This window comes from Microcoleus sp. FACHB-SPT15 (genome assembly GCF_014849525.1).
GTDB lineage: Bacteria > Cyanobacteriota > Cyanobacteriia > Cyanobacteriales > Coleofasciculaceae > Symplocastrum > Symplocastrum torsivum.
On record NZ_JACJNU010000065.1, the window covers coordinates 118,416 to 144,522 of the forward strand.

Consider the following 26,107-nt stretch of genomic DNA (forward strand, 5'->3'; position numbering starts at 1 on the left):
CTTGCGCCCCTACAGCAATTGTTTAGGCAATTGATGCTTTTGGAAGTCCTCTATACGCGATCGCGCACAGGGGTAGCAGTTGCCAATGCTTCAACCAGGCTACGGACAGCGGCAACCATGGCGACTTCGTTATCTAATTGATTGATGGCAGAACCGACACCAACACCCGCCGCACCAGCAGCGATCGCCATTGGTACAGTTACATTAGATAAACCAGACGCACACAGTACTGGTACTGATACCGCACGGGAAATCTCATAGGCTGCCGCTAAGGTTGGGGAAGCTTTTTCCACTAACCCTAATGTCCCGGCTGAACGAGGGGTGCTGCTGGTTCCGCCTTCAGTTTGAATGATGTTGGCACCCGCTTGTACCAATTCCTCTGCCAGTTGTACTTGCTGATCGAGAGTCAGGATGTGGGGGACAGTGACAGACAAGGTGATGCCAGGGAGAAGCGATCGCGTTTCTTGGGTTAGTGCTAACACTTCTTCTGCCTCAAACCGCCGTCCCTGAGCATAAAAGCTATCGAAGTTACCAATCTCGATTAGATCGGCACCTGCTTCGGTTGCTTTCACAAACAGGTTGGGTTCTACAGCAGATACACAAACTGGGAGATTAGTCAATCCCTTCACCAGTTTTACTAAATCAGCGTCGGCGGCGATATCGACGAAAGTGGCACCACCCCGATCAGCGGCCTTGACGATTGCTGCCACACGGTTGGCATCAAAATTATTCAAGCCGCTAATTACTTTGAGAACTCGGCTCTGCTCAAACGCTTTTTGTAATCTAGGATGCATAGTCATAGTTGCTCTTCATCGTTACTTTACAACTATCTCATCCTAAATTGTTATATCTTAGTGGCTTGGACGGAAAGGGGGCTTTTTGCCTAGACTAAAAGCATACTAGAGATCCAACATCATCCTGCCATTGAAAATCCATGAATTTTCCGCCTGGAAACCTCTCTACGTTTCATACAGACGTTTTGCAGCAAACACAGTTGGGTCAGCTGTGTGGTCAAGATAAACTATTTCGCGATCGCTATGAAGTGCTGCGGATGATTGGTCGAGGTGGTTTTGGCGTTACCTTTCTGGCAAGAGATGTGTTGTTACCCGGTGAACCCTGGTGTGTTATCAAGCAATTGTGTCCCAAAGTTATTGAGCCTAGTGCCTTGGAAACGGCGCGTAAGCGTTTTGAACGTGAGGCGAAAACTTTAGGGAAGCTGGGTAGCCACTCTCAAATTCCTCTCCTACTTGATTATTTCGTTGCAGATGGGGAGTTTTACTTAGTTCAGGAATACGTGCGTGGAATGACGTTGGCAAGGCTGGTGAGGCGGGTAGGTTGTCTAACGGAAGCTTCAGTCAAGCGCTTTTTACGAGAAATTCTCCCAGCAGTGCAGTATGTCCACAGCCAGCAAGTTATTCATCGCGATATAAAGCCGCAGAATATCATTCGTTGTGAAGACGATGGAAGGCTAGTACTGATTGATTTCGGGGCAGTGAAGGAGCTTATTGCTCAGGCTGGCGATAATACGATGAAAACGCCAACAACCCATTTTATTGGAACAGTAGGATTTGCACCACCGGAACAATTTTCTCTACGACCTGTATTTGGTAGTGATATTTATGCTCTAGGCATTACTTGTCTATATTTATTAACTGGGAAAGCTCCCCTAGATTTTGATACTCATCGCCAAACGGGTGAACTTCTGTGGCAAGATTCCGTGCAAATCAGTGACTCCTTTGCCAAGATTCTCGGCAAAATGCTCAAGATTTCTCTACAAGAACGCTATAAATCAGTTAAAGCGATTCTACGAGCGCTCGATCAAGAATCACCGCATGATAGTTTATCCAAGTGTCTAGTCATGCGCCACCAACCAGACTACACTGTTGCAGCAAGTAAGAATGACAGCACTGGTGATAATCCTCACTCTCCTGCTGCCAAAGCTGCGATCGCAATTCGAGACTGGAAATACCGAATGCAAGTCAGACAGCAGCAGCGCGATAAGGAAAAAATTGATAGTTTACCCAATGAATCTGATTAGTTTTTGGTTGTTTGTTATTGGTTATTTGTATCTTTACCGTTTTAATCCCTGATAGGGATTCATGTTAATTGAAAGGCAATGATGGACAGATTGGCTCAGCCTTTAGCCGTTTCAATCCCTGATAGGGATTCATGTTAATTGAAAGTCGGTTCGCGTTGGTCGCTCATTAACGTCCACCTCGTTTCAATCCCTGATAGGGATTCATGTTAATTGAAAGGTAATTTGGATATTATTTAATGCCTTCTCAAAATACGTTTCAATCCCTGATAGGGATTCATGTTAATTGAAAGAGCGAGTGCCTGAAAGGCTTACAGTATGAAGTTTTCAAGGTTCTTTTGCGCGGTTCAATTGGATTATAGCATTCAAGCTGATAGATCAGGCAAGACCCAGAGTGTCTAACTCGTCGCAAAGCTAGCCATCCCAGTACTTTTGGGAGTTGCGTGAATCTAAAAATGAGGCGAGAGATTTCAAACCCTTGTCTAATCAGGAATACTGTTCTAAATTGCCGTACTCGCTGAAAACACCTACGCACTCGCGCACCCAACTGTGAAGTCGCCAGCAAAAATTGCGATCGCTCATCCCTTGCCATCCGTTAAATTAAAGTTGGCTAACCTCCAACCAAAGAATTATGGCAACTGGAATTCAGAAACTCAAAAATGGTCTACTGGCTCTTTTTCTGAAGTCCAATTGTCCCCTATGCGATCGCCCCGCAGACATCGAAGTGTGTGAATACTGTCAGCGACAATTGCTACGCTGTCAGCTTAAAACACCAAGCGACTTGTGGCAAGGTGAATTACCAGTCTTTGTCTGGGGAAGTTATAGCGGTACCTTGAAACAAGCGATCGCTTCCCTAAAATACGATAACCAACCTCAACTAGCGCGTCCATTAGGTCACTGGCTAGGGCAAGCATGGCTCAAATCACCCGCCGCTACCCAGGTAAAAAAGTTGACAGTAGTTCCAATTCCCCTCCATCCAACCAAGCTACAACAACGCGGCTACAACCAAGCAGAACTGGTTGCCCAAAGCTTTTGCCAATTCACTGGTTACAAAGAGCAACCACAGGGTTTAGAACGAGTTCGTTCCACCGAGGCGCAGTTTGGTTTATCTGTCAAAGAGCGAGAGCAAAACCTTGCGGATGCCTTTGTAATTGATAAACGCTTAGCCCAACATCCACCAAGCGCACCTGTACTATTAGTCGATGATATCTACACGACAGGAGCAACCGTCTGCTCAGCCGCTCAAGCCTTCCGAAAAGCAGAAATACCTGTATATGGAGTAGTTGCGATCGCAACCTCCAAAAAATAATACGTCCTGACCAAGTTAAGCAAAATGGCACTGAGTTAAGGGAGATGAAGGATATAGGGGAGTACTTTCTTCCCCACTCTCCTGAAGTTTCAACAGGCAATTTAGATGTGTGACAGCTTACTCCCCCCTCCCCTCAAACTCTTCCAGCAACGTCTGCAACGCTGTTTTCATCTCATCAATACTTGTTGTTGCTGTACCAAATTGACGTACAACAATACTTGCCGCTAAATTGCCCAAAACTGCTGCTTCCCAAAACGATGCTCCCATACACAAACTCAACGTCAGTGCTGCCACCACAGTATCTCCAGCACCCGTAACATCAAAAACATCAGTACGATTGAACGCTGGGATATGATGCTCAGCACCACTACGGTCAAATAAGCTCATTCCCTCATCGCCACGAGTAATTAAAATTTGTTGAGCCTGCGTCAGTGCTAATAAATCTTGACCCGCTTTTGTAAGAGTTTGAGGATTTTTAATCGCATATCCTACGGCTTGCTCCGCCTCCGGTAGATTTGGCGTAAATACCCCAGCAGTGCGATAACGTCCCAAATTCTTTTGAGCATCGACCACTGTCAGAGGGTGTGACAACGCCGCTTCTATAACTGGTGCGGTGAGGACACCATCCCCATAATCAGAACAAACCACCGCATCGACTGTATCCAACTGCTGTCGAATCTCATCCGCTAGCTGTAACTGCACATCTGAGTCTGGCAAATCATCTGATTTTCGATCTACCCGCACAATCTGCTGAGTTACTGACTGACGTGCATGACCAGCAATTCGAGTTTTAGTTACCGTTGGTCGGTCTGGGTCAATTAAGATTGCCCTAGTATCAATGCCAGCCACTTCAAAAATTTGCCGCAGAACTTCACCTTGGCTATCCTTTCCAACCAATCCGGCAACTTTCACCTTCGCGCCTAGCTTCGCAAGGTTATAGACAGCATTTGCTCCACCCCCAGGCGTTTGTCTAGTGGTTTCATGGCGGATAATTAACACAGGAGCCTCTCTGGAAATGCGCTCGACTTGACCTGTTAGAAATTCATCGAGAGTCAAGTCACCAACGACCAACACCCGTGCTTGGGAAAAGCGATCGAGTAACCCAAATAAACGCTCCGCTGAGGCAACTAGCTGATTTGTGAAAGAAGATTCAGGCATAGACTAAGGATAGACAAGAGCAGCAAAACACCAAGGCTCCATTATCCAATCTTGTGAGCTAGGTGTCTCGCCTACCAATGAGCCAGAGCAGGCTTCTCGACTGACTTCTCTCATTGGTAATTAGAGGTTTTTCAGTTGGAAGTTCCTAATCTCACTCGTCAGGTGTGTTTTCGGGTCTAGGTGAGTTTTGAGGCTCAGGGGAATTCTGTCGCTCATTTGAGTTTTCGGGTCTAGGTGAGTTTTGAGGCTCAGGGGAATTTTGCCGCTCATTTGAGTTTTCGGGCTTAGGTGAGTTTTGAGGCTCAGGGGAATTCTGCCGCTCATTTGAGTTTTCGGGCTTAGGTGAGTTTTGAGGCTCAGGGGAATTCTGCCGCTCATTTGAACGTTCAGTAGACCTCAAAGCTGGGCAAATTTCTTTGCTGTATTCAAAGCTGGTATACACCTGGTAAAGCTTTGGGGCACCCGTTGTATTTCTGAAACTGCGAGAACTAATTTCCTGGCTAGCTTGCTGATTGAAAATCTGGTAACCTGCACTCCGAATTAAGTCTATCTGTGCTGTTTTCCCACTAGCATCTACCAAAACATTATGGACAGCCGTGCCTTCTAGCTGCTTCAAGCAGGCGGCTTTGGGATAAGTCCCCTCGCGACGTTGGATTTCCGGCTCTGCCTGCTGCACTTTTGCCCGTGAAGCAACATCATTTCTCATGGCTTCAGCCGACGTGGTATTACTACTGTCCGGTCTGAGGCTCTGCTGGATCTGCCGAATGTCTTGCACCCGCTGGGCGATTAGTGTTTGCGTCCGTGATGTTCCAGGTGTTTGTGTTGCTGGAGTGTTGGAAGGTGCTGGTGGTGTAGAGCCATTAGCCGCCACAGTTGTTTGCGTTGGCCTAGTGGGTGTTGAAGACGGTTGGGGTATAGGTTGTTGAGATGTGGGCGGTTGAGGTGGTGGTGGCGTGGGTGTAGTCGGCAGGAACACTGGTGGTGTAGCCGTTGTTGTATCAGGAAAACTTGGGAACGGTGGTAGGGGAGCAGCAGGAAGACCACCGGGCAATGAGCGTGGTTGGATAGGAGTTACTGGCAGTGACGTGGCTCGGTTAGTCCTAGTCCATATAGGACTATTACGAACAGGAAACTTTATGCGGCTTGGCTGTCGGCTGAATGACGGTAGCGGTGAAAAAGAAAACCTATTGCTTGTTGATGAGCGGGAGGTTGACCGTGGGGAGGTTGAGGGTAAAGAGCTTAGCGGGAAGTTGTAGAGAGACGAATCTTTAGGAAGAGGTGGTAAGGAAGATAGAGTTGGCGGTAAGGATTCTAGCGGTTGGATTTGAGTAGAAACCGCTGGTGGTAGCGGAGGTGGCGAAAGCTGGGGTAAACGGCTCTGTTCTTGTGGGCTTAATTGCGTCAGTTGAACAGTTCGTCGTGACGGTGACTTTTCACGGGAGAAACTCGGTAAATAAGGAAGTGATAATCCCACTACTACATGAATACCGATAGATGCCATCACAGCAATACTCGTCGGTTGACTCAGTTTTTCAGGGACGCTTTTTATTAGGTTAGGGAAGCTTTTAGTAAAGGAAGCGTAAGACATAGCAAGTACAGTTCACTCCGCTGCATCAAGAGCAGACTATTAGGTTCAGACAGTTTAAAGATGTATCAGCTTGGATCGCCAGTTGATTTTTAATGATAGACGAGAGTTCTTTTAAAACAGGAGAGTTAAGTTGACAGTTTTTGAGTTGGTCGCATAAAGCTTGCAGACTCAGACTGAAGTCTCAGAAGTTCCGTCAAATCACTTGGCTTGATTTAATTTAACGATCGCCTTGGGCAATTTTTACAATAAGCAGGGAAAAATAAGGCAGTTTTAGGGTAGGGCGATCGCGTAAATCTTGATAAATCACTTGCTCTGGTCGTGTAGCTCGCTCCACAACAAACGCAGTTTCCAGCAACCCATGCCGATGTAGCACCTTCCAAACCTCTTCATAGACCGAACTCACCTTCATGAGCACCACAACATCTGCCCAAGCCAAAATTGTTTCCAGTTCCCCCACATTATAGAGAGCCGGAAGCACCACGAGACGTTGGTCACGCACCGTCAAGGGCATTTTTAACGCTGATGCGGCTGCCATCGGAGAACAGACTCCTGGTACTGTCTGGACATTACACTCAGGATATAACTGTTGTAGTGTCTCGGCTAAGTAAGTAAATGTGCTGTAAAAACTGACATCCCCTTCACAGACAAACGCAACATCTTGACCGCGCTGAAGATGTTGCCAAACTTGCTCGGCTGCGACTTGCCATGCTTGAGTCAGTAGGGCAATATCCTGCACATAAGGAAAGCTCAATGCCAACTGCACCTGCTCTTTCCCCAACCATTCCTCCACAATCTGCTGCGCTATACCTGGTTTACCATGAACTCCAGCCGGAAAAGCTACTACAGGTGATTGCTTCAGGAGACGCAGCCCTTTGAGGGTAATCAATTCAGAGTCACCTGGCCCAACACTAATACCGTAGAGGGTGCCAACTTGCGCGATCGTCACTTTATAAATTTGGTTTAATAATTAGCAGCTTCGGACTGTCAATCCAGAATCTAAATCCAAAATGCCATTGCCGACTGTCATTCTACCAGGCTATTTTGCAGGGGCGATTGAGTATCGTCTCTTAGAACAATCTCTACAAAAATTAGGGTTCCCCACTGTTACCGTACCCTTACGGCAGCAGGATTGGTTTCCAACGGTCGGGGGTCGCTCAATGGTACCAATTTTGCGGAAAATTGACCAAACCGTCAAGCAACTGCGTGAGCAATACAACGCTCCTAAGGTCAACCTAATTGGTCACTCGGCAGGTGGCTGGATTGCGCGGATTTACCTAGGAGAAAAGCCCTACGACATCCACAACGATGTTACAGAGTCAGCAGGTTTATGGCACGCTTACCCTTACGTGACAACGCTGGTAACCTTAGGAACACCCCATATTAGCCAAGAGCGTTGGACAAAACGCAATCTAGATTTTGTGAAAATCAATTATCCAGGTGCTTTTTACCCAGATGTTCGCTACGTTTGTGTCGCAGGTAAGGCAATCTATGGTGAACGACGCTTAGGACGTTGGTTAGCTTACAGCAGTTATAAGCTCACTTGCGGAAACGGTAACTGTTGGGGAGATGGGATAACGCCGATTGAAGCCGCTCATTTGGTTGGGGCAAGGAATCTCACCCTGGACGGAGTGATGCATTCACCTAGGAGAACAGGCATTTGGTATGGTTCTCCTGAAGCAATGGAGGCTTGGGTGCCTTATTTAGCATGACGCAGGGGGAGTAGAGGAAGCAGGGATTGCCTGTATTCAGGGTAGACTTCGGCTCAAATACATGAGCCAGAGCTACATCTAGATGGGTTAACTCGGAGCAGGTGGCTGCAACACTTCCTCAATAGCCGTTGCTGAGACAGGCGCAGAAATAGGCACCTCCTCCACTTCCGGTAGCCTCTCTAATGCCAATCGAGATGAAGGACTCGCACCGGATAAGCGCTTTAGGAGTTTTGGTCTAGGATCGTGCAGCAGGTAGATAATTTGGTCTCCCGGTTGCCAATCCTCAGAGGCGGATACAATCTGAAAATTAGCCTCTCGTTCCACCAGTAAGGGCAGAAGTTCTCCAGAGCGAATTAAGGCTTTTAAATGCGCCCGTTGAAAGGCAAATTCTGGTTCTTTGAGTGCCGTTTTGCCTAGCTTCACTTGCCCTTCATTGAGGTACTGGTTCCAGGATTTGATCGGGAGTTGGGGAACAAAAGCCTGATTAACTTTAGTTTTGTTGTTCGTTGGATTTGCTTGGGGGTCACGAGAAAACACGGCTAAAACTCGTGGTGGCTGAAACTCTTCAACTGCTCGTTGAGCTAAAACCAGGTTCACTTCACCATTACTGGTCATTGCCAAGAACGTTCCCATAGAGTCAAGCCCTGCCTCTTCGAGAACGTCAATATCTAAACCACTACTTTGGAACACGCGCAAATTTTCTTGCTCCGCTTTTTCGCACGCTTCCGGGTCAGTGTCGATGAGTACAACAGATTCTCCTCGCTCCTGAAACAGACGACCAATCAGACGACTTAAGGGATTACAACCGATAATAACGGCACCCGTGGCTCCAGAGTTCCGATTAATTTGTAACCAGTTGGCAACCCAGCGAGCGGTTAGTCCTTGCAAAAAAACGGTCAGCATAATGGTCAGGAAAACCAGCGCCTTAATCGAGTCTCCCCCATTAATCCCCCGTTCAGTGAGGAGAATGGCAAACAAGGAAGCAACAGAAGCGCTGACAATTCCTTTAGGGGCAACCCAAGACAAAAACAACTTCTGTCGCCAATTCAGTCCACTGTTCCAGGTACATAAGGCAATACTGATGGGACGCACCACAAACATCAGCACTAAAACTGTGAAAAGGCTACCCCAGCCCAAGGCAAAGATACTGGCAATTGACAAGTCTGCTGAGAGCAGAATGAACAACACTGAGACACCAAGGACTGTTAATTGCCCTTTGAAGCGCCGCAGCAAGCGTTCTTCAGGTAGGGCAGAGGAGCCAACAACAAGCCCCGCAATAACTGTTGCCATCAGTCCAGATTCGCTACGAATCATTTGCGCCAAGCCAAACAAACCCCATAGTCCTGCCAGCACGACCAGGTTTTTGAGTTCTTCTGAAATAAAGTCGGCACGTTTGAGAATCAAGCCCAGTAACCAACCACCAACGGCACCAATTGCCCCACCAATACCAAGGCGGAGAGTTAGACCAATAATGGAATCTGAAAGACTAACATGGCTGTTCACAATCGTATCAAGCACGACAACAGCAAGAATCGCCCCTACTGGGTCAACTAAAACGCCTTCTCCTTCCAAAATCGTTGCCACTTGCCGATCGACTTGTACCTGTTTTAGCAGAGGACCAATGACAGTTGGACCGGTGACAACGACTAACGCTGCATAAAGAAAGGCAATTGGCCAAGGAAATTCACCCAACCAGTGGGCTGCCATCCCACCCCCTAGCAGCGTAATCAGCGTGCCTAGGGTAACCAAGTTCCTGAGACTACCAGAAACTTTCCCTAATTCTCGCAGTTCTAGGTTTAGCCCTCCTTCAAACAAAATAACGGCAACAGAGAGGGCAACAATCACTTCCAGTCCGACTCCCAGTGCCTGGGGGTGCAATAAACCAAAGCCATCGGGTCCCAAGAGTATCCCAAATATTAGCAGGAAGACGATACTGGGAACTTTGAAGTATTCAGCGATTACCTGGGCACTAATCCCGGCGAGGACGGTGATGACCATCTGTAGGGTTAATTCAAATGATCCTTCCATATGCGTAAGTGTCGCAGGTGATCCACTCAGGTCTAGAGGCTTGATGTTCTGTGTTTAGGAACCTGAGGGGGTTGTTAAGCAAGTTGAACGAAGGCAAATAATCTGCTAACTCGAAACGTGTGAGATGCTTCATAGATAGCGTAAATCTTTCAAGACTTCCAGGTATTGATACCACCAGGTGGAGAAACTAGCGTTAGTACATTACTAGTCATGTCTGGTAGGAGTTCAAGCTTAATAAGCCTGAAAGTAACCCTGCATCTGTTAATAAACTAGCTTGGTTCATTGTGATGATCTACAAAAAAAATTTCAAAATTTTATTTTGAATACGAAATTAAATCATGAATCATGCTGGGTATTTTAGCATCTGGGTTTCAACCAGCCCCTCAAAAGAGGTGTTAGCTGGTAGAACTCGCTAAGAACAGGAAAATTGGCTTGTGTGTAATTGATGTAATTGGTAGTTCACAATTTCCAGGAAACACTAAGAAGAATGCGAAAGCTGCATAATTACCCCGTAATCGGGACTCGACCGCACCTTAGTCAATGAATTTCTCATACATAATTGGAAAGTCACCTTTGAAAAGCGTACCGCTGCTGCGAACAACTTTAAAGATGAGTAGCAGATCGGATTAGCGCGCTGTTGTGAACTGGCAACGAGCAACAATCGGAATTGTTGGTAAAGATGGAACGTCAAACTTTTACCTGGGGACTCTCAGGGAGTAAAATTCGCAGAACGGAACGTTGGATTGAGGGGCTGTGGCTGTTGGGATTACTTCTGGCAGCGTTGCTCTTGTTTAGTGTTAATTTAGCTACTGTACCATTGCAAGATTGGCGCGAAGGAACAATTGCGCTGGTTGCTCGTGAAATTGCTACGGTATCGATGGAGTCTTGGCAATGGCTTTATCCAAAGCTTGATGGTAAATCTTATCTAGAAGAGGCACCCTTGCTCCCTTCTTTGATTGCTGGGGCATACAAGCTTGGTGGTTTTAATGAGTGGACGACACGCTTACCTGGGGCGATTCTGAGCGCTTTTTCAGTACCACTCCTGTATAGTATTGGTCGAGAACTCTTCCCCTCGCGTCAGAGCGCAATTTTTTCTGGTTTAATTTATCTCACCTTCTTACCACTGGCTTGTACTGGGCGCTTTGCGATCGCAGATGGAACAGCTTTGTGTCTTGTACTGTTGATGATGTGGTGCATTTTGCGATCGCGTCGTGACTTTCGCACTTCACTCGGCGTGGGTATTGGCTTAAGCTTAATTTGCTTTACCAAAGGAATCTTACTTGGGCTTTTAATCCTTGCGATCGCACTCTTGTTTCTTTGTTGGGATACTCCTAGACTGCTTAAGTCGGGTTATTGGTGGTTGGGCTTGCTCCTTGGCAGTGTACCTGTAGCAGCTTGGTATGCAGGGGGACTGCTGCAATACGGAGAGAGTTTTCTGACGATAGGCATTGACAGCCAATCTCTACAGCGCCATTTGTCACCTATAGAGGGGCAAAGTAGCGCTCCCTGGTACGACTTAGGGGAAACTTTACTATTCTCCGCCCCCTGGTTACTATTCTGGCCTTATGGGTTACGGCTGGCTTGGGAACATCGCAATTGGGGCTGGGCAAAACTGGTGCTGATTTGGACTAGTGTTTATGTTTTTGCGATCGCACTAACGCTGATTAAACTGCCCTGGTATAGTTTACCGATTTACCCGGTCTTAGCCCTAGCTGGTGGCGCTCAACTGGCTGAAGTCTGGAATTGGCCAAGTCGCAAATCATATCCCCGGATATGGAGTATGGGCTTGATGCTCTTGGCTCTTGGTGCGGTCGGAATTAGTATTTACTTTGGGATTCGAGGAAGTAGCGATCGCTCTTTAGCCGTCATTTTTGCCTCACTAGCTTTGACAATGGCAATGGCGGCAGTCTTAGTAGCACGACGTGACCTGCAATTTATATTAATTTTGTTCTGGGGCACGTATATCTCGCTGCTGCTTTTTATGACTTCTCCCTATTGGGTGTGGCAATTAGAAGCTGCCTATCCGGTTAGAGATATTGGGGCAATACTCAGGCTTCGCACACCTGAGAGCCAGCTCATTTATGCATCCTTCCCTTCAGAACGTCCTGCACTCAAATTTTATAGCGAGCGGCAAGTTATTCCTGCCTCCAATTCTGAACTCAAACAGCATTGGGAGCAAGATAAAGACCCCTATTTATTACTGGACAACAATACTTTCAAAGAGTTGGACTTAGAGCCAGGTCAAAAAATTGCCAGTGCGATTGGTTGGCTCTTAATTGCTAGAGATAGCAATTAACAAGAGCCGACGAGAAATCCCTATTAGTCATGAAGGCGGGTTTATCGAAGCGTCGCGAGTTTAGCAACAACGGCACGCTTTGGGGATGATAGTTGGAGAAACCTCCGTCTCCCCAGCTTCCCCCTTGAAGCCAGAAACCGCCTACGCCGTAAGGCACTGGCGGTAGTTCATCCTTCAATCCCCACTAACCATAGTCTCCTGCCCTTACAGCTAGATTGCTAAATCACAGCCGCAGGCGGCAAAATTAACTTCGGGGCTGGGGCAGTCTTCGGCTTGCTACCATTTTTTGCAGCATCTTGAGCGGCATCCTTGAGTAAAGCCTCGCGAATCATCCGCGCAATCACTCGTTGCGCTAAACCACCCGCAATTTTTTGCCCCATCCGCTGAGTTTCTGGCTTCATTAGCAGTTGAGGAATTACGGGTACTAGCTGCATCGGGTCAAAGCCAGGAGTTTCTTTCAAAATCTCCCAAATCCGCTTGATATGCTCCGCACTCTGCGCTTCCTCTACAGTTGTCACGGTTGTACGCTTCTGTGCCAATCCCAAACGTTCACGTAGGGAGTAGGAGACATTATCCAATGTCCGACGTCCGTAGGTATCGATCGCCTTCACAACTTCCTCCACCAACTGCTCTCGGATAAAGGCACCGCGTTCTGAGAAGAGAAACTCTAGCGTCTGATTCAGCACTTGATTGAGGTCGTAATCGGAACTGCTGCCAGCATTCCGTAACAAATTCTCTAGACGGTTCCAGCGGAAACTACCATCTTTAAAGAGCAAGTCCTTCAATGAAGCGCGTAATTGCGGTGAAGGGTCAGTCAACAGGCGTTTAGCCACGTAAGGATAAGCTTTCGAGAGTACCTTGAATTCCGGATCGACATTAATTGCAATCCCTTCTAAGGTGACCAACGAGCGGATAATTAGTGCATAGTAGGCAGGGACTCGGAACGGGTACTCGTACATCAACGCCGACAACTGGTCAGTAATGCTCTTAAAGTTGAGTTCCGCAACACTTGCTCCCAAAGCATCACTAAAGACATTTGCCAGGGCGGGAATGATTGGTGTCAAATCGGTATCTGGTGTTAGAAATTCCAGATTCACGTAGTCGCGTGCCAAGCCTGCAAAGTCACGATTGACCAAATGGACAACTGCTTCAATCAAACCGTAGCGTTGATACGGCTTTACTTCGCTCATCATGCCAAAGTCAAGGTAAGCTAGCTTCCCATCAGGTGTTGCCAGTAAATTGCCAGGATGAGGATCAGCATGGAAGAATCCATGTTCTAGCAACTGTCGCAGAGAACACTGCACCCCCATATTGATTAGATGCCTTGCATCAATCCCTTGCTCCTTAATGGCTACCATATTGGTCAGCTTTACGCCCGTTATCCACTCCATTGTCAGGACACGCCGCCCTGTATATTCCCAGTAGATTCGCGGCACGTATATATCTTCGAGGTGACCGTAAAGCTTGGAAAAACGCTCAGCATTACGTCCTTCTAGGGTGTAGTCCATTTCCTCAAAGATGCGGGTGGCAAATTCATCCATAATTGCCACCAAGTCGCTACGCACCTGCTTGAAGTTCTTTTGTACCCAAATAGCTAGGCTACGCAGGATGTAGACATCTAGGGCGATACGACGAGCAAGTCCTGGTCGTTGCACCTTTACGGCTACTGTTTCACCTGTCTTGAGCTTGCCTTTATAGACTTGTCCAAGCGAAGCGGCAGCTACAGGTTGAGGGGTAAGTTCAGCATAAATCTGATCAGGGTGAGCGCCTAATTCTTCTTCTATAAATTGGTACGCCAGTTCATTGGGAAACGGTGGCAACTGATCTTGTAGCAGTGTCAACTCTTCCAAGAAGACAGTTGGGACTAAGTCCGGTCGTGTTGAGAGTGCCTGACCGACTTTAATGTAAGCGGGCCCCAATTTGGTTAAGATTTTCCGTAGTTGAATCGCGCGCTGTCGCTGATTACGCTTAGTGCGACCTAAAACGCCATCCAGCCATAGATTCAGGGCAAAGCCAATTGATGGTAAGACAATGTTGAGAAAGCGCCCTAAGACTTGGAACGGTGCCTTACGGTACTTCGCCATAATTGCGACAGGGTCATAACGCAGTACTTCTGTCTGCAAGACAGGTACTGTCTCCAGTGACGCTTCGGCTGGCACCGATGTCTGGCTTAACTCATACTCAACGGCGATCGCATCTGGCACAACGCTCCCGTTAACTGGGAGCTTTGCTTCATACGTCATCGATTCTGCTTGCCTTTGCACCTGGCTCGACTCTTCCACCACGGCTCTTGAGTCTATTTCAGGGGAGGCAGGGGAAACTGTTTTAACATTCATATTGGTTAGGGACCGACAGGAGCGACTCTGTAAAGTATTGTAACAATAACTGTTATGGGCACTATAAAACCCGATTTACCTGCGTTGGGACGACTTCCAGTTCCTTGCTTTTACCATTGAGCAGAACGAGTCACTCTGGCGTTCAACATCTTGACACTAAATCTACACTGGTTTTTGGTAGCAACTACAACTCTCATTGGCTCAACTGCCACTAGCATCTGCCACTATTTCCTATAAATATTTACTTAAGTTGATGTCGATCGCCTCTTCCCTCTAGGTGAATTTTGTATCCCGCTCACTCTATTTACTGATTACAAAGATTGGCAAGAGTTGGCTCAAACGGCTATTTGTCAAATTCTAGATTCGTTAGTTCTGACCCGTCCGCCTCACATAAATGTCTAAATTGCCATGCTGCTTTCTTTACGAATTCATAACTTTGCCTTAATCGACAAACTGGAACTAGAATTTGGGGTTGGTCTGAATGTCCTAACTGGCGAAACGGGTGCTGGAAAGTCGATTATTTTGGACGCGATTGATGTCGCTTTGGGTGGCAAAGTCAGCAATCGGCTGATTCGGAGTGGAACAGAACGCGCCTCGGTAGAGGCAACGTTTCGGGCTGATTCGGCGTTGATTGCCTGGTTGAGTGAGCAGGAGATTGACTTGCTGGATGAAGCGGATTTAGTTTGTAGCCGGGAGATTGCCGTTAATCAAGGAAGCCTCCGATCGCGATCGCGAGTCAATGGTGTATTGGTCAACCGCCAGTTGATGGAAAGGCTACGTGAGCGTTTGGTAGAAATCACCGCTCAAGGTCAAACCGTGCAACTCATGGCACCCGCACTCCAACGAGGACTACTTGACCTTTACGGTGGTTCTTCCCTCATCCAACAACGCGATCGCGTTGCCTCAGCCTATATGGCTAGCCAAGAAGCCTCGAAAGCCTTGGAGAAGCGGCGGCAATCTGAGCAACAACGCTTGCAACGACTCGATTGGTTAGAATACCAAACTCAAGAACTGAGTACTGTTCACCTGAATGATCCCGATGAACTGGAACATCTTGAACAAGAACGCCAGCGTTTGAGCCATGTTGTCGAACTTCAGCAGCAGAGTTACTTGGTGTATCAAGCACTCTATCAAAATGACGGGGGAGCGTCGGCGTGTGCTGATTTATTGGCAGAAGCGGAAGCCAATTTGAGTGATATGGTGCGCTACGACAGCCAATTGCAATCAGTGCTAGACATGGTTAGTGCCGCACTAGCGCAGGTAGTAGAAGCCAGTCATGAAATTAATGCTTATGGGGATGGACTGGAAACTGATCCCCAACGTTTACAAGAAGTAGAAGATCGAATTCAGGCACTCAAACAAATTTGCCGTAAATATGGCCCAACCCTTGCCGATGCGATCGCACACTATGAGAAACTCCAGGCGGAACTGGCAGAACTCGGTGGTGAAGGTCAATCGCTAGAAGATCTCGAAGCTACCTATTCTCTATGTCAGGAAAGCTTAACTCATGAATGTACGCAGCTAACGCAGTTACGGCGCACAGCGGCTGAGAAATTGGAAAAACGCTTGGTCGAGGAACTGAGACCACTGGCAATGGAAAAGGTGAAGTTTCAAGTTGCGATCGCACCAATGCCACCTTCAGGTGCGGGTGGTGACCAAGTCACCTTTTACTTCTCTCCTAACCCCGGAGAACCTTTACAACCCCTTTCTGCAACCGCTTCGGGTGGAGAAATGAGCCGCTTTTTGCTAGCGTTAAAGGCTTGTTTTTCAAACACTACGGGAGCATGGGGAACCCTAATTTTTGATGAAATTGATGTGGGAGTTTCCGGTCGCGTCGCACAAGCGATCGCCCAAAAGCTCAACCAACTCAGTCATCAACATCAAGTCCTCTGTGTCACTCACCAACCCTTAATTGCCGCGATGGCAGATCGGCACTTCCGAGTCGATAAACAGGTCATTGACCAACCGCTTGTACTCACCTCAAAAAAACGCGCCTCCAGTAAAGGTAATGGTAACGGCAAAGCCAGTCCTGACCTGGAAGAGCAACTCCCATTAGAACTTCCTGACATTCGTACCGTTGTCCGAGTCAGCCTTCTCGACAATCTCTCCCATCGTCGCGATGAAATTGCTCAACTTGCGGGTGGACAGTCGGCTCAAGAAGCGATGACATTTGCCGAATCTCTCCTGGAAAAAGCACAACATATCAAGTCGGTTTGAGTGCTTCGTAGATAATTTTGCCGCTTTTTGTTCAGTGGCAAAAGATAACGGACAGAGAATAGACCTGTCTTGAAAGTCGGGAACAGGGAATGGGGAACTCCCGTTAATGTCCTAACATTTGTGGCTACTGCTATAGCTTTCAAATAACCAACAACCAACAACGGTCTGCTATGCTACACTCTTCATTTACCCCAATTCACAAAACAGACTACTAGTTGTCAACGCCCAATCCTTAGACTCTCATGAGTTTTCGTTCTCTTATACTACCCAAGAGGATATAGTCTAGAATTGGCTCACAAGGCACAGTAAGTCTTAGTAATAAATCTATAAAATATTATTCTGCGTGTGCCAGAAAAGTTCTCTGAACCCCAAATAGAGATATGAAAGCTGCATCTTCCCGTCCGTCTGGTTTGGATTATCGTGAGACTATTGATATTTCCGTCGAGTCCGAAGACCAGAGTGGGCACGAACAACAGCAATCCTCTGCCAGTGCCTTAACCACAACCAAGGGAACGTTTTCTGCCTTTCTTGCTCCCTTAACTCAGGATACGTTCAGACAAGTCGTCACGGAAGTAGAAGGCAAGCTTGGAGTTGTCAATCAAACTCTGTCCATGCTGGATAGCTTGCTGGATGCACAGGGTTTTGATGCCATCCTTGATGAAATGCTGCGTTCTATCGCCGCAAAAACAGGGGAACTCTTGGGTGCCGATCGCACAACTATTTTTGTAAAGGATGAAGACAGGAATGAGCTTTGGTCGATTGTTGCCAAAGACAAGGGGGGCGGTTCTTTAGAAATTCGTATTCCAGCCGATCACGGTAGTATTGCCGCTGATGTGGCGACCACTAAGCAAGTTATTAATATTCCCTACGATCTTTTTGATGATCCGCGCTCGGCTGGAGCTAAAGAGCAATACGAGAGAACTGGATATCGTACCTATACAATGTTGGCTCTACCTCTGTTAAACGAGCACGGAGATTTAGTTGCCGTTGTCCAACTACTCAATAAATTAAAGCCGACTCTCAACCCGAACGCTCCCCTGGAAGAAAAAATTGAGCGAAATGGTTTCACAACTGAAGATGAAAGGGTTTTTGAGGACTTTGCCCCTTCGATTCAACTGATTATGGAGTCGTCGCGATCGCTGCGACGAGCAACCCAAAGACAACAAGCCGCTCAAGCTCTTATATCGGCAACGAACTCACTCAGCAAAAGTAGCCTGGATCTGCAAGAAACCCTTAACAAGGTTATGGATGAGGCGAAGCAACTGATGAATGCTCATCGCAGTACGCTGTGGCTAATTGACCATGATCGCAATGATCTATGGACAAAAATTCCGATTGAAGGCACTTTAAAAGAACTCCGCCTCCCACTTGATATGAACTCCTTTGCAGGTCAAGTGGCGCTTACAAGAGAGCCAATCAATATTGGCTTTGATTTGTATAATCACCCCAATTCAGAAACCTCCAAGCAAACTGATCCAAAAACGCACTATCGTACTTGCAGTATGTTGTGTATGCCAGTGTTTAATGCTGATACAGAGTTGATTGGTGTGACACAACTAATCAACAAAAAGAAGCAGGGTGAATTTCCAGAATATGACCCTGCTAGCTGGCCGGAAGCCCCAGAGTGCTGGAGAGCAAGCTTCAATCGGACTGATCAAGAGTTCATGGAGGCGTTTAATATTCAAGCAGGTGTCGCCCTGCAAAATGCGAAGTTGTTCGATACGGTGAAACAACAGGAGCAAATGCAGCGTGATATCTTACGCAGTCTCTCTGATGGGGTAATCTCTACAGATAAAGAAGGGAAGATTATTGCGGTAAATGAGAGCGCGAAGGAATTACTAGGCTTAGATGAACGAGTCCGGCTAGAAGGAGAACTGATTAGTGAAATTCTCCGAATTGAGGACAAAGACAAAAAAGATGACAATAAGTTTGTTCAATGGTTCAATAACGCTTTACTTGGAAAAGACCCTAGAACACGTCAGCAATACTATCCTGATCAAACGTTGTTATCGAGAGGAAATGAGCAACAACGGAGTGTTAACTTATCGCTAAACACGATCGCCGATGCCGCTGACAATACTAAAGTCCGAGGGGCTTTGGTAGTCATGGAAGACATCAGTGATGAGAAGCGGCTCAAGAGTACAATGTATCGCTACATGACCCAAGAGCTAGCAGAAGAATTGCTGAGGCTAGATGATGCCAAACTAGGAGGCGATCGCAAAGAAGTTTCAATTTTATTCTCTGATATTCGCAGCTACACCGCTTTAACGGAAAGCCTAGAAGCCGAAGAAGTGGTGGGAATGCTCAACGAGTATTTTGAGTCAATGGTTGAGGCAATTTTTAAATACAAAGGCACCCTTGACAAGTACATTGGTGATGCAATTATGGCGGTTTTTGGCTCACCCCTACCGCTCAAAGACCATGCGTGGAGAGCCGTGCAAACGTCCTTAGAAATGCGCTATCGCCTCCTGGACTTTAATAACCGTCGCCTCGCTGACAACAAGATACCAATCCGAATTGGCATTGGCATTAACTCAGACAGTGTGATTAGCGGCAATATTGGTTCTAGTAAACGGATGGAGTTTACAGCGATTGGTGACGGGGTGAATTTGGGTTCTCGTCTCGAAAGTGCCAGCAAGCAATACGGCTGTGACATCATTATTAGCGAATCTACCTATAAACCCTGTGCTAACCAGATATTGGTGCGCGAACTTGACAAAATTGTGGTGAAGGGCAAAACCCAACCTGTATCGATTTATGAACTAATTGGGCTAAGCTCTGACCCGATCTCTGATCAGAAGCAAATGGTGATTGAACACTATCACAAAGGGCGTGAGCTTTATCTCAATCGCGACTTTGCCTTTGCGATTGGTGAGTTTGCTCAAGTGCTGAAATTTGACCCCAATGATAAACCTGCTGATATGCACCTAGCACGTTGTCAGCACTGGCTCAAAACACCCCCACCGGATAGTTGGGATGGTGCTTGGACTTTGACAGAGAAGTAAGTAAGCTGAGCGGCATTTAAATTTAATATTGAATAAGCGTAACTTTTTGTTAACTGTAGACGCTAACGCCGACGGGGAGCAAGGCAGAATTGAGTGGCTAGCTTCGTTGATATATTGTTTTGCTCTCATTCCCTAGTCGCTTCGCGTCAGGGTGACTTCCCTCTCGTGTCTGTTAAAGCCCGCTTCGGTGGGCTTTTGGGCTAGTAAATTAAACGCGATCGCGATTGCCAGAAACTCAGGCATAAACATGAAGCATGAGATCAATTAATTATCAAAAAGCGCCCCAGATTCGATTGCAGCTTCTATATTGGTATAGATTACTCATTAAAATGCCAGTTTTAGGATTAGCGAGCTTTTGCTAACCAGAGAGAAAAGCTAAGGTATATCTTTTTGAACGTTTGTATTGTCCAGCCACTGTCATCTACTCATGCGAACGTTGGTTAGGAGGCATCTAACCGAAGAGGTGGGTTGGGTTGCAAATCTGAGAAGTCTGGCCATCTACCGAGATTTATCTGTTAACAGCAACGTTTAGTCTGTCCAAGGCGGACGTACCCTAGGGTGAAACCCAAAAATAACTAACGTAGTCTACAGCAGTAAGGAAAAGTCAGGGAGCTATGTGAGCCAGATCATTGCCTGGGGAAGCCGTAACGTATCTAATTGCTGTAGTAACGTGGTACTGAGGACAGTTCTTGCCAATTTTTGTTATTTAGTTGTGAGTGGTCAGATACGTGAAAGTAACGAGTGGGGACTTAACTCAAACCTCAGAACTCAAAGCTCCAGTGAAGCATCAAGGCAACGTTCGGACAAAGCTTTCTACAGCATGGTCGCAGGTAAAGCGCCTTAGTAGTTCTTGGTTGGGTCATCCAGCATTGCTAGCAAGTCTGACCGTTACGGGCTTATTGCTTTTTGCTCGGTACCAAAGCTGGCTAGAGCCTTGGGAACTCAGCGCATATGATCGGCTGCTACAGTTACGACCAGCCTTACCACCAGACCCACGCCTCCTAGTCGTGACGATTACTGAAGCGGATATTCAGTCTCAGGAGAAGTGGCCGTTGACTGATGCCGTAGTGAATCAGCTTCTGACCAAGTTGGAGCAATATGAACCAGCGGTCATTGGCTTGGATATCTATCGAGATTTCCCGCAGCAACCTGGAAATGCCGAGTTATCTGCCAAACTACAAAAGAGCGATCGCATCATCCCTGTCTGTAAAATCAGTGATGCTGAAACTCCAGGTACTCCTCCTCCTCCCTCAGTTCCTGTAGAGCGTGTTGGCTTTGCCGATATTGCGATCGATCCGAATGGCATTGTCCGACGGGGGCTATTATTTCTCGAACCCCCCGATTCCTCTCGCTGTAGTAGTCCATCTTCCTTCAGCTTTCAGCTAGCTCAAAAATACCTAGAGACAAAGGGAATTCAACCCGAACTGACCAAGGACAAGGAGCCGCAGCTAAAGTTTGGCAACATCGTCTTCAAAAAGCTATCACCTACCGATGGTGGCTACCAAAATGCGGATTCTGGTGGCTACCAAATTTTATTAAATTATCGTTCTTCTAATACTAACTCCCTAGCTCAGAGCGTTACTTTAACTGACGTTCTGAACAATCGAATTGATGCTAGCTGGGTGAAAAACCGTATTGTCCTTATCGGAGTGACTGCACCCAGTATTGATGATGCCTTTTTCACGCCATACAGTTCCCAAGAGCGACTCCTACGGAAAATGCCAGGAGTTGTCGTGCATGGACAAATCGTCAGTCAACTTCTGAGTGCCGTACTCGATGGGCGACCTCTATTCTGGTTTTGGTCTGATTGGGTAGAAGGCTTGTGGATTTTTGGCTGGTCACTAGTTGGCGGTGTTCTAGTACTCGTCATCCGTCACCCTGGACGGTTAGTGTTGGTAGAGCTGGGGGCGCTTGGTCTTTTACTGGGAACATCGATACTACTATTTTTTGAATCGGGATGGATACCCGTCGTTGCTCCTATCCTAGGGTTAATTGCATCTGGTACGAGCGTTCTCGCTTACAGTGCTTACCAGCGTCACCAAGAACTCGAAGAGAGTGCAAAGAAAGCTCAGGAACAGAAAGAGAATATCGCACTTTTGGAAGCGCTCTTGAAGGAGAGAGCGCCTACTCTTCCCACAACTGAACCAGATGAGTCGCTGACCGAAACAACAGCACTACCGCCAGATGAAGATACAGGTGACACGGCGGTTTGGACTCAAGGGAATGGAGCGACCGTTGATAAGCCAATAGCACCACGTCCAAGAACTACTCATCTGCTACAAGGACGCTACGAAAAAAGCCGAGTTTTGGCTTCTGGTGGATTTGGTTTGACCTATATTGCTAACGATACCCAGCGACCCGGTAGCCCTCAATGTGTAGTTAAGCAGTTGAGACCAGCTCGTCAAGATGCGCGGTTTCTCGAAGTTGCCAGACGCCTATTTGCAACTGAGGCAGAAATTTTAGAAAAGTTGGGTACTCATCCTCAAATTCCGCAACTGTTGGCTTATTTTGTAGAGAACAACGAGTTCTACTTAGTCCAAGAATATATTGAAGGCGAACCGATTACTGAGGAAATGCCAGTGGACAAGAGACTCCCGGAGCCACATGTTGTGGAATTAGTCAAGGGAGTCTTAAAAATTCTTACTTTTGTCCACGAGCATAGTGTGATTCACCGGGATATCAAACCCGGTAACATTATGCGTCGCAAAACTGACGGTCAACTTGTTTTAATTGACTTTGGGGCGGTGAAGCATATTCAACCGCAACAAGAGGGAGAAACAGTTGCCATTGGTACACGCGGTTACGCGCCACCAGAGCAATATGCTGGGCACCCAAATTTTAGTAGTGATATTTATGCACTAGGCATGATTGGAATTCAAGCTCTTACAGGTATTGCAACTTACCAATTGCCAATTTCCCAGGAAACAGGCGATGTAAGTTGGCGGCATTTAGCAAATGTTAGTGATGAATTTGCCCAGATTTTAGAGAAGATGGTGCGCTACAACTTTGTTGCAAGATACAACTCTGCTACAGCGGTAATAGAGGATTTAAAGACGCTTCGCTATTAGGGTGCTAAATCTTTAAATTAGAAAGTTTGTTATAGCAGTTCTCAGTTAAATGAGGTACAGCCAAAAGCTTTGAAACAGCGCTGGAGTCAGGAAAACAAAAAAGCTGATGGCTGATAGCTAACAGCTTTCTGCTATAACTCGTTTCTGTTGACTGTTGACCTGAAAGCGATCAACAGTCAACAAAGCGTTAGCGACCTATGCCCAGAGTACTAAACCTGGCTCATAGGGGCTGGAGAGATTTTCATGTTTAGGCAACACCCGTAAAGATAGACCTTGTAAACCACTGCTACTGTAGATGACATCGGCTGTATAAATACTCCGTTGATGTTCATCAGTACCTTGATAATTCATCACAGTTGGCAACCCGTTAACAATCTGTCCATCGGCATTGACAGAACCTTGGTAGAGTTCCACTTGGATATCATCAGGGGTTAGTCCGGCTAAATTAATCAAGGTTTTGACAGCGACTGCTTGATTAACCATCAATTCAGGTGGTGCAGTGATGTCAACATCTTCAATCTTGATGTCGTACCAGCGTTCAAATAGCCGTCGCTTCCAACTCGCTAATTCCTTCGCAGGTGTATAGGCATTAGTCGTCATTGTAAAGTAGCGATCGCTTGCTGGGAAATACCCACGCACTGAGTAATCCCTGAGCATCCTTGCTGTGTTGAAGTACGGCGTGTTTAGCTTGATGGCATCTTTCATCTTCGCCACCCAGCCTCTGGGAATCTCTTCACTATCGCGATTATAGAACAAGGGGACAACTTCCTTCTCTAGCAAGTCGTAGAGAGCGTTCGCTTCCACCTCATCCTCATAATCAGGGTCATCATAGGTTTCCCCATGACCGATCGGCCAACCTGTACGGACATAATCCGCCTCATCCCACCAGCCATCTAGAATACTGACATTCGGCAGACCATTCATTGATGCCTTCATGCCAGAGGTTCCCGATGCCTCTCTGGGACGGCGAGGTGTGTTCAACCAGATATCACAACCCGCAACCATGAACCGCGCCAGATAGATATCGTAGTCCGGTACAAAAACCACCTGGTCACCAATTCCTGCTTCTCGGATTTGGTGAATGATTTGACGGATTAAATCTTTCCCCGGCATATCCTTGGGATGGGCTTTGCCAGCAATCACAAACTGTAATTGCCGATCTTTATTGGCCCGCATGATTTTCTTAATCCGTTCTATGTCCCGCATGAACAAGTTCGCCCGCTTGTAAGTGGCAAAGCGACGGGCAAAGCCAATTGTCAAGACACCAGGGTCAAGGACTTCTTGAGCGTGAGCAACTTCGGCTGGACTTGCACCGCGATCGCGTAGGTGCTTCTGTAAGTGTTCCCGCACATACACAACCATCTCTGAGCGACAACGCTCGTGATTGCGCCACAACTCCTCATCAGGAATTGAGGCAACCCGATCCCACAACGGGTCTTCAGCACCTTTCTCTGACCAGCTAGGACCTAAATAGCGGTCATAAAGCTCTTGGTTGGGCTTCGCTACCACGCTACGAGCATGGACTCCATTCGTAATCGCGGTAATCGGCACTTCTACCAAGGGTAGGTTCTCCCACAGCCCTTGGAACATCACCCGCGACACTTCCCCATGTAACTGGCTAACCCCGTTGATAAAGCTAGCGGTCTTGATCGCTAGTGCTGCCATGCTGAAGGGCGATGCCAAGTTACTAATATCTTCTCGCCCCAGTGCTAAGAATTCCTCTCTCGATAAGCCAAAGATGTTGGCGTAGTGTCCAACGTAGTACATCGCCTTATCTGGAGGGAACAGGTCAAACCCTGCCGAGACAGGCGTATGAGTGGTGAAAAGCTGCGTAGCTTGTGCTACCTGTTTAGCTTCTGCAAAGCTCAAACCCTCGTCCTGAATTAGCTTGCGGATGCGCTCTAGAATCAAGAATGCCGAGTGACCTTCATTGAGGTGATAGACCGTCGGTTTGATTCCTAAAGCTTGCAGGGCGCGAACACCCCCAATCCCCAGCATCATTTCCTGATGAATCCGCATATCCAAGTCACCGCCATACAAGTGGTCAGTGATGTCGTGATCATAGGGATTGTTAGGTTCAATATTTGTGTCAAGTAGATACAAGGGAACCGTTCCCACTTGTACACGCCAGATGCGGGCATAAACCGTCCGACCTGGATAATCTACCTCAATCCGTAGCTCTGAACCATCAGGATTGCGCTCCAGATGCAGCGGCATATTGTAGAAGTCATTAATCGGGTAGCGTTCCTGCTGCCAGCCATCAGCATTGAGGTACTGGGCAAAATAGCCTTCTTGGTAGAGCAAGCCAACTGCTACTAGGGGCAAACCCAAGTCAGATGCTGATTTAAGATGGTCACCTGCAAGAACGCCCAAGCCACCGGAGTAGATGGGTAAGCAATCGACTAGACCAAACTCAGCACAGAAATAGGCGAAGCATTCTTGAGGTTTGCCATTGACCTCTTGTGTCTCACCTGAGGCTACCGATTGACTGCTGCCTAACCCACGCTGCTTGCGATACCACGTCCTTTCTTTGAGATACTCGTCTAATTGTCTGGAGGCTCGTTCCATTTGGGCAAGAAAGCCCTCGTCTTCAGCCACTTCCTGGAGCCGTGCTTGGCTAATTGTTCCCAGCATTAACACAGGGTTATGACGGCTGGACTCCCATAGGTCGCGGTCTAGGCGTCGGAATAAATCTTTAGTTTCGACGTTCCAATCCCAATGCAGGTTGTAAGCCAGCTTCCGTAAAGGTTGGAGCTGATCGGGCAAAAAGGGAGAGACGTTGAAGGTACGAATCGGCTGCATAGAGCGACAAAATTCCAAGTCTTACACGGATTATATTGTGTACCTACTTCTGCCGAAAGTGGGATACATTTAATACTGTTTTAGTTAACAATTGCGACAAACCTTAGAATGGTACTGTTGCCGATAGCTATATGTGCCTTGGCTAGGGGTTAAGGAGAGATGAGTTTTAGGAGTGAAACAAGGCGCGATCGCCTTAGTCGGTTTCCTTGAGCAATTACATACATTCCAGGGGTTTGCCAGCGAGAGACTTATCGAAAATTTGTAGGCTAAGAAAGAATTCTCGGTTGCCCCCTCTTACTTTGTCTTTAACACAGGCTGCTAATGGATGGGGTCAAATAGCGACTTTACCTTGATTACAGCCTATAGTTCGTCTGGAACGTCTTGGAACATTGGTACGTCATAGCCAGTATTAGTCTAGTGGATACAGCAACCAGCATTTTTTGAGGTTTTGTTGGTCTTGGCGTACTCTCTAAGCCAAAAAGGCAACCACCTTTCGGTATGATTATGAAAGTTGTTGCATTTTGTAATGCATAAGACATTCAGCTCTTCATAACTT

14 protein-coding genes and 1 CRISPR repeat array are annotated in these 26,107 nt (G+C 47.1%); of the genes, 7 read left to right on the top strand and 7 right to left on the bottom strand.

All coding sequences use genetic code 11. The annotated features are described in order from the left end of the window. Positions 1–50: 50 nt before the first annotated feature. Positions 51–800 (bottom strand): DUF561 domain-containing protein, encoded by a 750-nt coding sequence (locus tag H6F98_RS28755; protein WP_192222158.1) that lies wholly within the window; start codon positions 798–800, stop codon positions 51–53. Positions 801–934: 134 nt separating this feature from the next. Between H6F98_RS28755 and H6F98_RS28760 the strand changes: the two genes are divergently transcribed. Together H6F98_RS28760 and H6F98_RS28765 are read left to right on the top strand one after the other, a co-directional pair. Beyond that, positions 935–2,038 carry a serine/threonine-protein kinase gene (locus H6F98_RS28760; protein ID WP_192222159.1) on the top strand — a complete coding sequence of 368 codons (1,104 nt, stop codon included), beginning with the start codon at positions 935–937 and terminating at the stop codon, positions 2,036–2,038. A 37-nt stretch (positions 2,039–2,075) separates the two neighbouring features. Then, positions 2,076–2,328: direct repeats of the CRISPR family, unit length 38 nt; unit sequence CGTTTCAATCCCTGATAGGGATTCATGTTAATTGAAAG. 338 nt (positions 2,329–2,666) lie between these two features. Further along, complete coding sequence (locus tag H6F98_RS28765) at positions 2,667–3,344, top strand: ComF family protein (RefSeq protein ID WP_192222160.1); 678 nt, start codon at positions 2,667–2,669, stop codon at positions 3,342–3,344. 117 nt (positions 3,345–3,461) lie between these two features. Here the strand turns inward: H6F98_RS28765 and rfaE1 are convergent, their stop codons facing one another. The 3 genes from rfaE1 to H6F98_RS28780 form a co-directional block, all read right to left on the bottom strand. Continuing rightward, on the bottom strand, positions 3,462–4,502 hold the full coding sequence (gene rfaE1 / locus H6F98_RS28770; RefSeq protein ID WP_192222161.1) for a D-glycero-beta-D-manno-heptose-7-phosphate kinase: 1,041 nt from the start codon (positions 4,500–4,502) through the stop codon (positions 3,462–3,464). 151 nt (positions 4,503–4,653) lie between these two features. After that, entirely contained in the window at positions 4,654–6,090 is a 1,437-nt protein-coding gene (locus tag H6F98_RS28775; protein WP_192222162.1) for an energy transducer TonB, read from the bottom strand. 217 nt (positions 6,091–6,307) lie between these two features. Continuing rightward, complete coding sequence (locus H6F98_RS28780; RefSeq protein WP_396813824.1) at positions 6,308–7,036, bottom strand: precorrin-2 C(20)-methyltransferase; 729 nt, start codon at positions 7,034–7,036, stop codon at positions 6,308–6,310. 61 nt (positions 7,037–7,097) lie between these two features. Between H6F98_RS28780 and H6F98_RS28785 the strand changes: the two genes are divergently transcribed. Further along, a complete protein-coding gene (locus tag H6F98_RS28785) occupies positions 7,098–7,799 on the top strand; it encodes a triacylglycerol lipase (protein WP_192222163.1) in 702 nt (233 codons plus the stop codon). Positions 7,800–7,886: 87 nt separating this feature from the next. On the opposite strand, the gene H6F98_RS28790 is transcribed toward H6F98_RS28785, so the two are convergent. Further along, positions 7,887–9,827 carry a sodium:proton antiporter gene (locus H6F98_RS28790; RefSeq protein ID WP_192222164.1) on the bottom strand — a complete coding sequence of 647 codons (1,941 nt, stop codon included), beginning with the start codon at positions 9,825–9,827 and terminating at the stop codon, positions 7,887–7,889. A 679-nt stretch (positions 9,828–10,506) separates the two neighbouring features. On the opposite strand from H6F98_RS28790, the gene H6F98_RS28795 reads away from it, so the two are divergent. After that, positions 10,507–12,123, top strand: a complete 1,617-nt coding sequence (locus H6F98_RS28795; RefSeq protein WP_192222165.1) for a glycosyltransferase family 39 protein — start codon at positions 10,507–10,509, stop codon at positions 12,121–12,123. A 218-nt stretch (positions 12,124–12,341) separates the two neighbouring features. Here H6F98_RS28795 and H6F98_RS28800 read toward each other — a convergent pair whose 3' ends face one another. After that, the gene (locus H6F98_RS28800) at positions 12,342–14,459 is read right to left on the bottom strand and encodes an AarF/ABC1/UbiB kinase family protein (RefSeq protein ID WP_192222166.1); all 2,118 of its coding nucleotides are present in this window, start codon (positions 14,457–14,459) and stop codon (positions 12,342–12,344) included. Between the two features lie 408 nt (positions 14,460–14,867). Between H6F98_RS28800 and recN the strand changes: the two genes are divergently transcribed. The 3 genes from recN (at position 14,868) to H6F98_RS28815 (ending at position 22,749) form a co-directional block, all read left to right on the top strand. Next, a complete protein-coding gene (gene recN, locus H6F98_RS28805; RefSeq protein ID WP_192222167.1) occupies positions 14,868–16,676 on the top strand; it encodes a DNA repair protein RecN in 1,809 nt (602 codons plus the stop codon). Between the two features lie 380 nt (positions 16,677–17,056). Continuing rightward, entirely contained in the window at positions 17,057–19,681 is a 2,625-nt protein-coding gene (locus H6F98_RS28810; protein WP_192222168.1) for a GAF domain-containing protein, read from the top strand. 728 nt (positions 19,682–20,409) lie between these two features. Next, a complete protein-coding gene (locus tag H6F98_RS28815; protein ID WP_192222169.1) occupies positions 20,410–22,749 on the top strand; it encodes a CHASE2 domain-containing protein in 2,340 nt (779 codons plus the stop codon). Between the two features lie 195 nt (positions 22,750–22,944). Here the strand turns inward: H6F98_RS28815 and glgP are convergent, their stop codons facing one another. Further along, entirely contained in the window at positions 22,945–25,551 is a 2,607-nt protein-coding gene (gene glgP, locus H6F98_RS28820) for an alpha-glucan family phosphorylase (RefSeq protein ID WP_192222170.1), read from the bottom strand. Positions 25,552–26,107 lie beyond the last annotated feature (556 nt).

Excerpts from the sequence above, each read along its gene's own strand:
- H6F98_RS28755 (WP_192222158.1), bottom strand. The coding sequence starts at position 800 with ATGACTATGCATCCTAGATTACAAAAAGCGTTTGAGCAGAGCCGAGTT.
- H6F98_RS28760 (WP_192222159.1), top strand. The coding sequence starts at position 935 with ATGAATTTTCCGCCTGGAAACCTCTCTACGTTTCATACAGACGTTTTG.
- H6F98_RS28765 (WP_192222160.1), top strand. The coding sequence starts at position 2,667 with ATGGCAACTGGAATTCAGAAACTCAAAAATGGTCTACTGGCTCTTTTT.
- rfaE1 (WP_192222161.1), bottom strand. The coding sequence starts at position 4,502 with ATGCCTGAATCTTCTTTCACAAATCAGCTAGTTGCCTCAGCGGAGCGT.
- H6F98_RS28775 (WP_192222162.1), bottom strand. The coding sequence starts at position 6,090 with ATGTCTTACGCTTCCTTTACTAAAAGCTTCCCTAACCTAATAAAAAGC.
- H6F98_RS28785 (WP_192222163.1), top strand. The coding sequence starts at position 7,098 with ATGCCATTGCCGACTGTCATTCTACCAGGCTATTTTGCAGGGGCGATT.
- H6F98_RS28790 (WP_192222164.1), bottom strand. The coding sequence starts at position 9,827 with ATGGAAGGATCATTTGAATTAACCCTACAGATGGTCATCACCGTCCTC.
- H6F98_RS28795 (WP_192222165.1), top strand. The coding sequence starts at position 10,507 with ATGGAACGTCAAACTTTTACCTGGGGACTCTCAGGGAGTAAAATTCGC.
- H6F98_RS28800 (WP_192222166.1), bottom strand. The coding sequence starts at position 14,459 with ATGAATGTTAAAACAGTTTCCCCTGCCTCCCCTGAAATAGACTCAAGA.
- recN (WP_192222167.1), top strand. The coding sequence starts at position 14,868 with ATGCTGCTTTCTTTACGAATTCATAACTTTGCCTTAATCGACAAACTG.
- H6F98_RS28810 (WP_192222168.1), top strand. The coding sequence starts at position 17,057 with ATGAAAGCTGCATCTTCCCGTCCGTCTGGTTTGGATTATCGTGAGACT.
- glgP (WP_192222170.1), bottom strand. The coding sequence starts at position 25,551 with ATGCAGCCGATTCGTACCTTCAACGTCTCTCCCTTTTTGCCCGATCAG.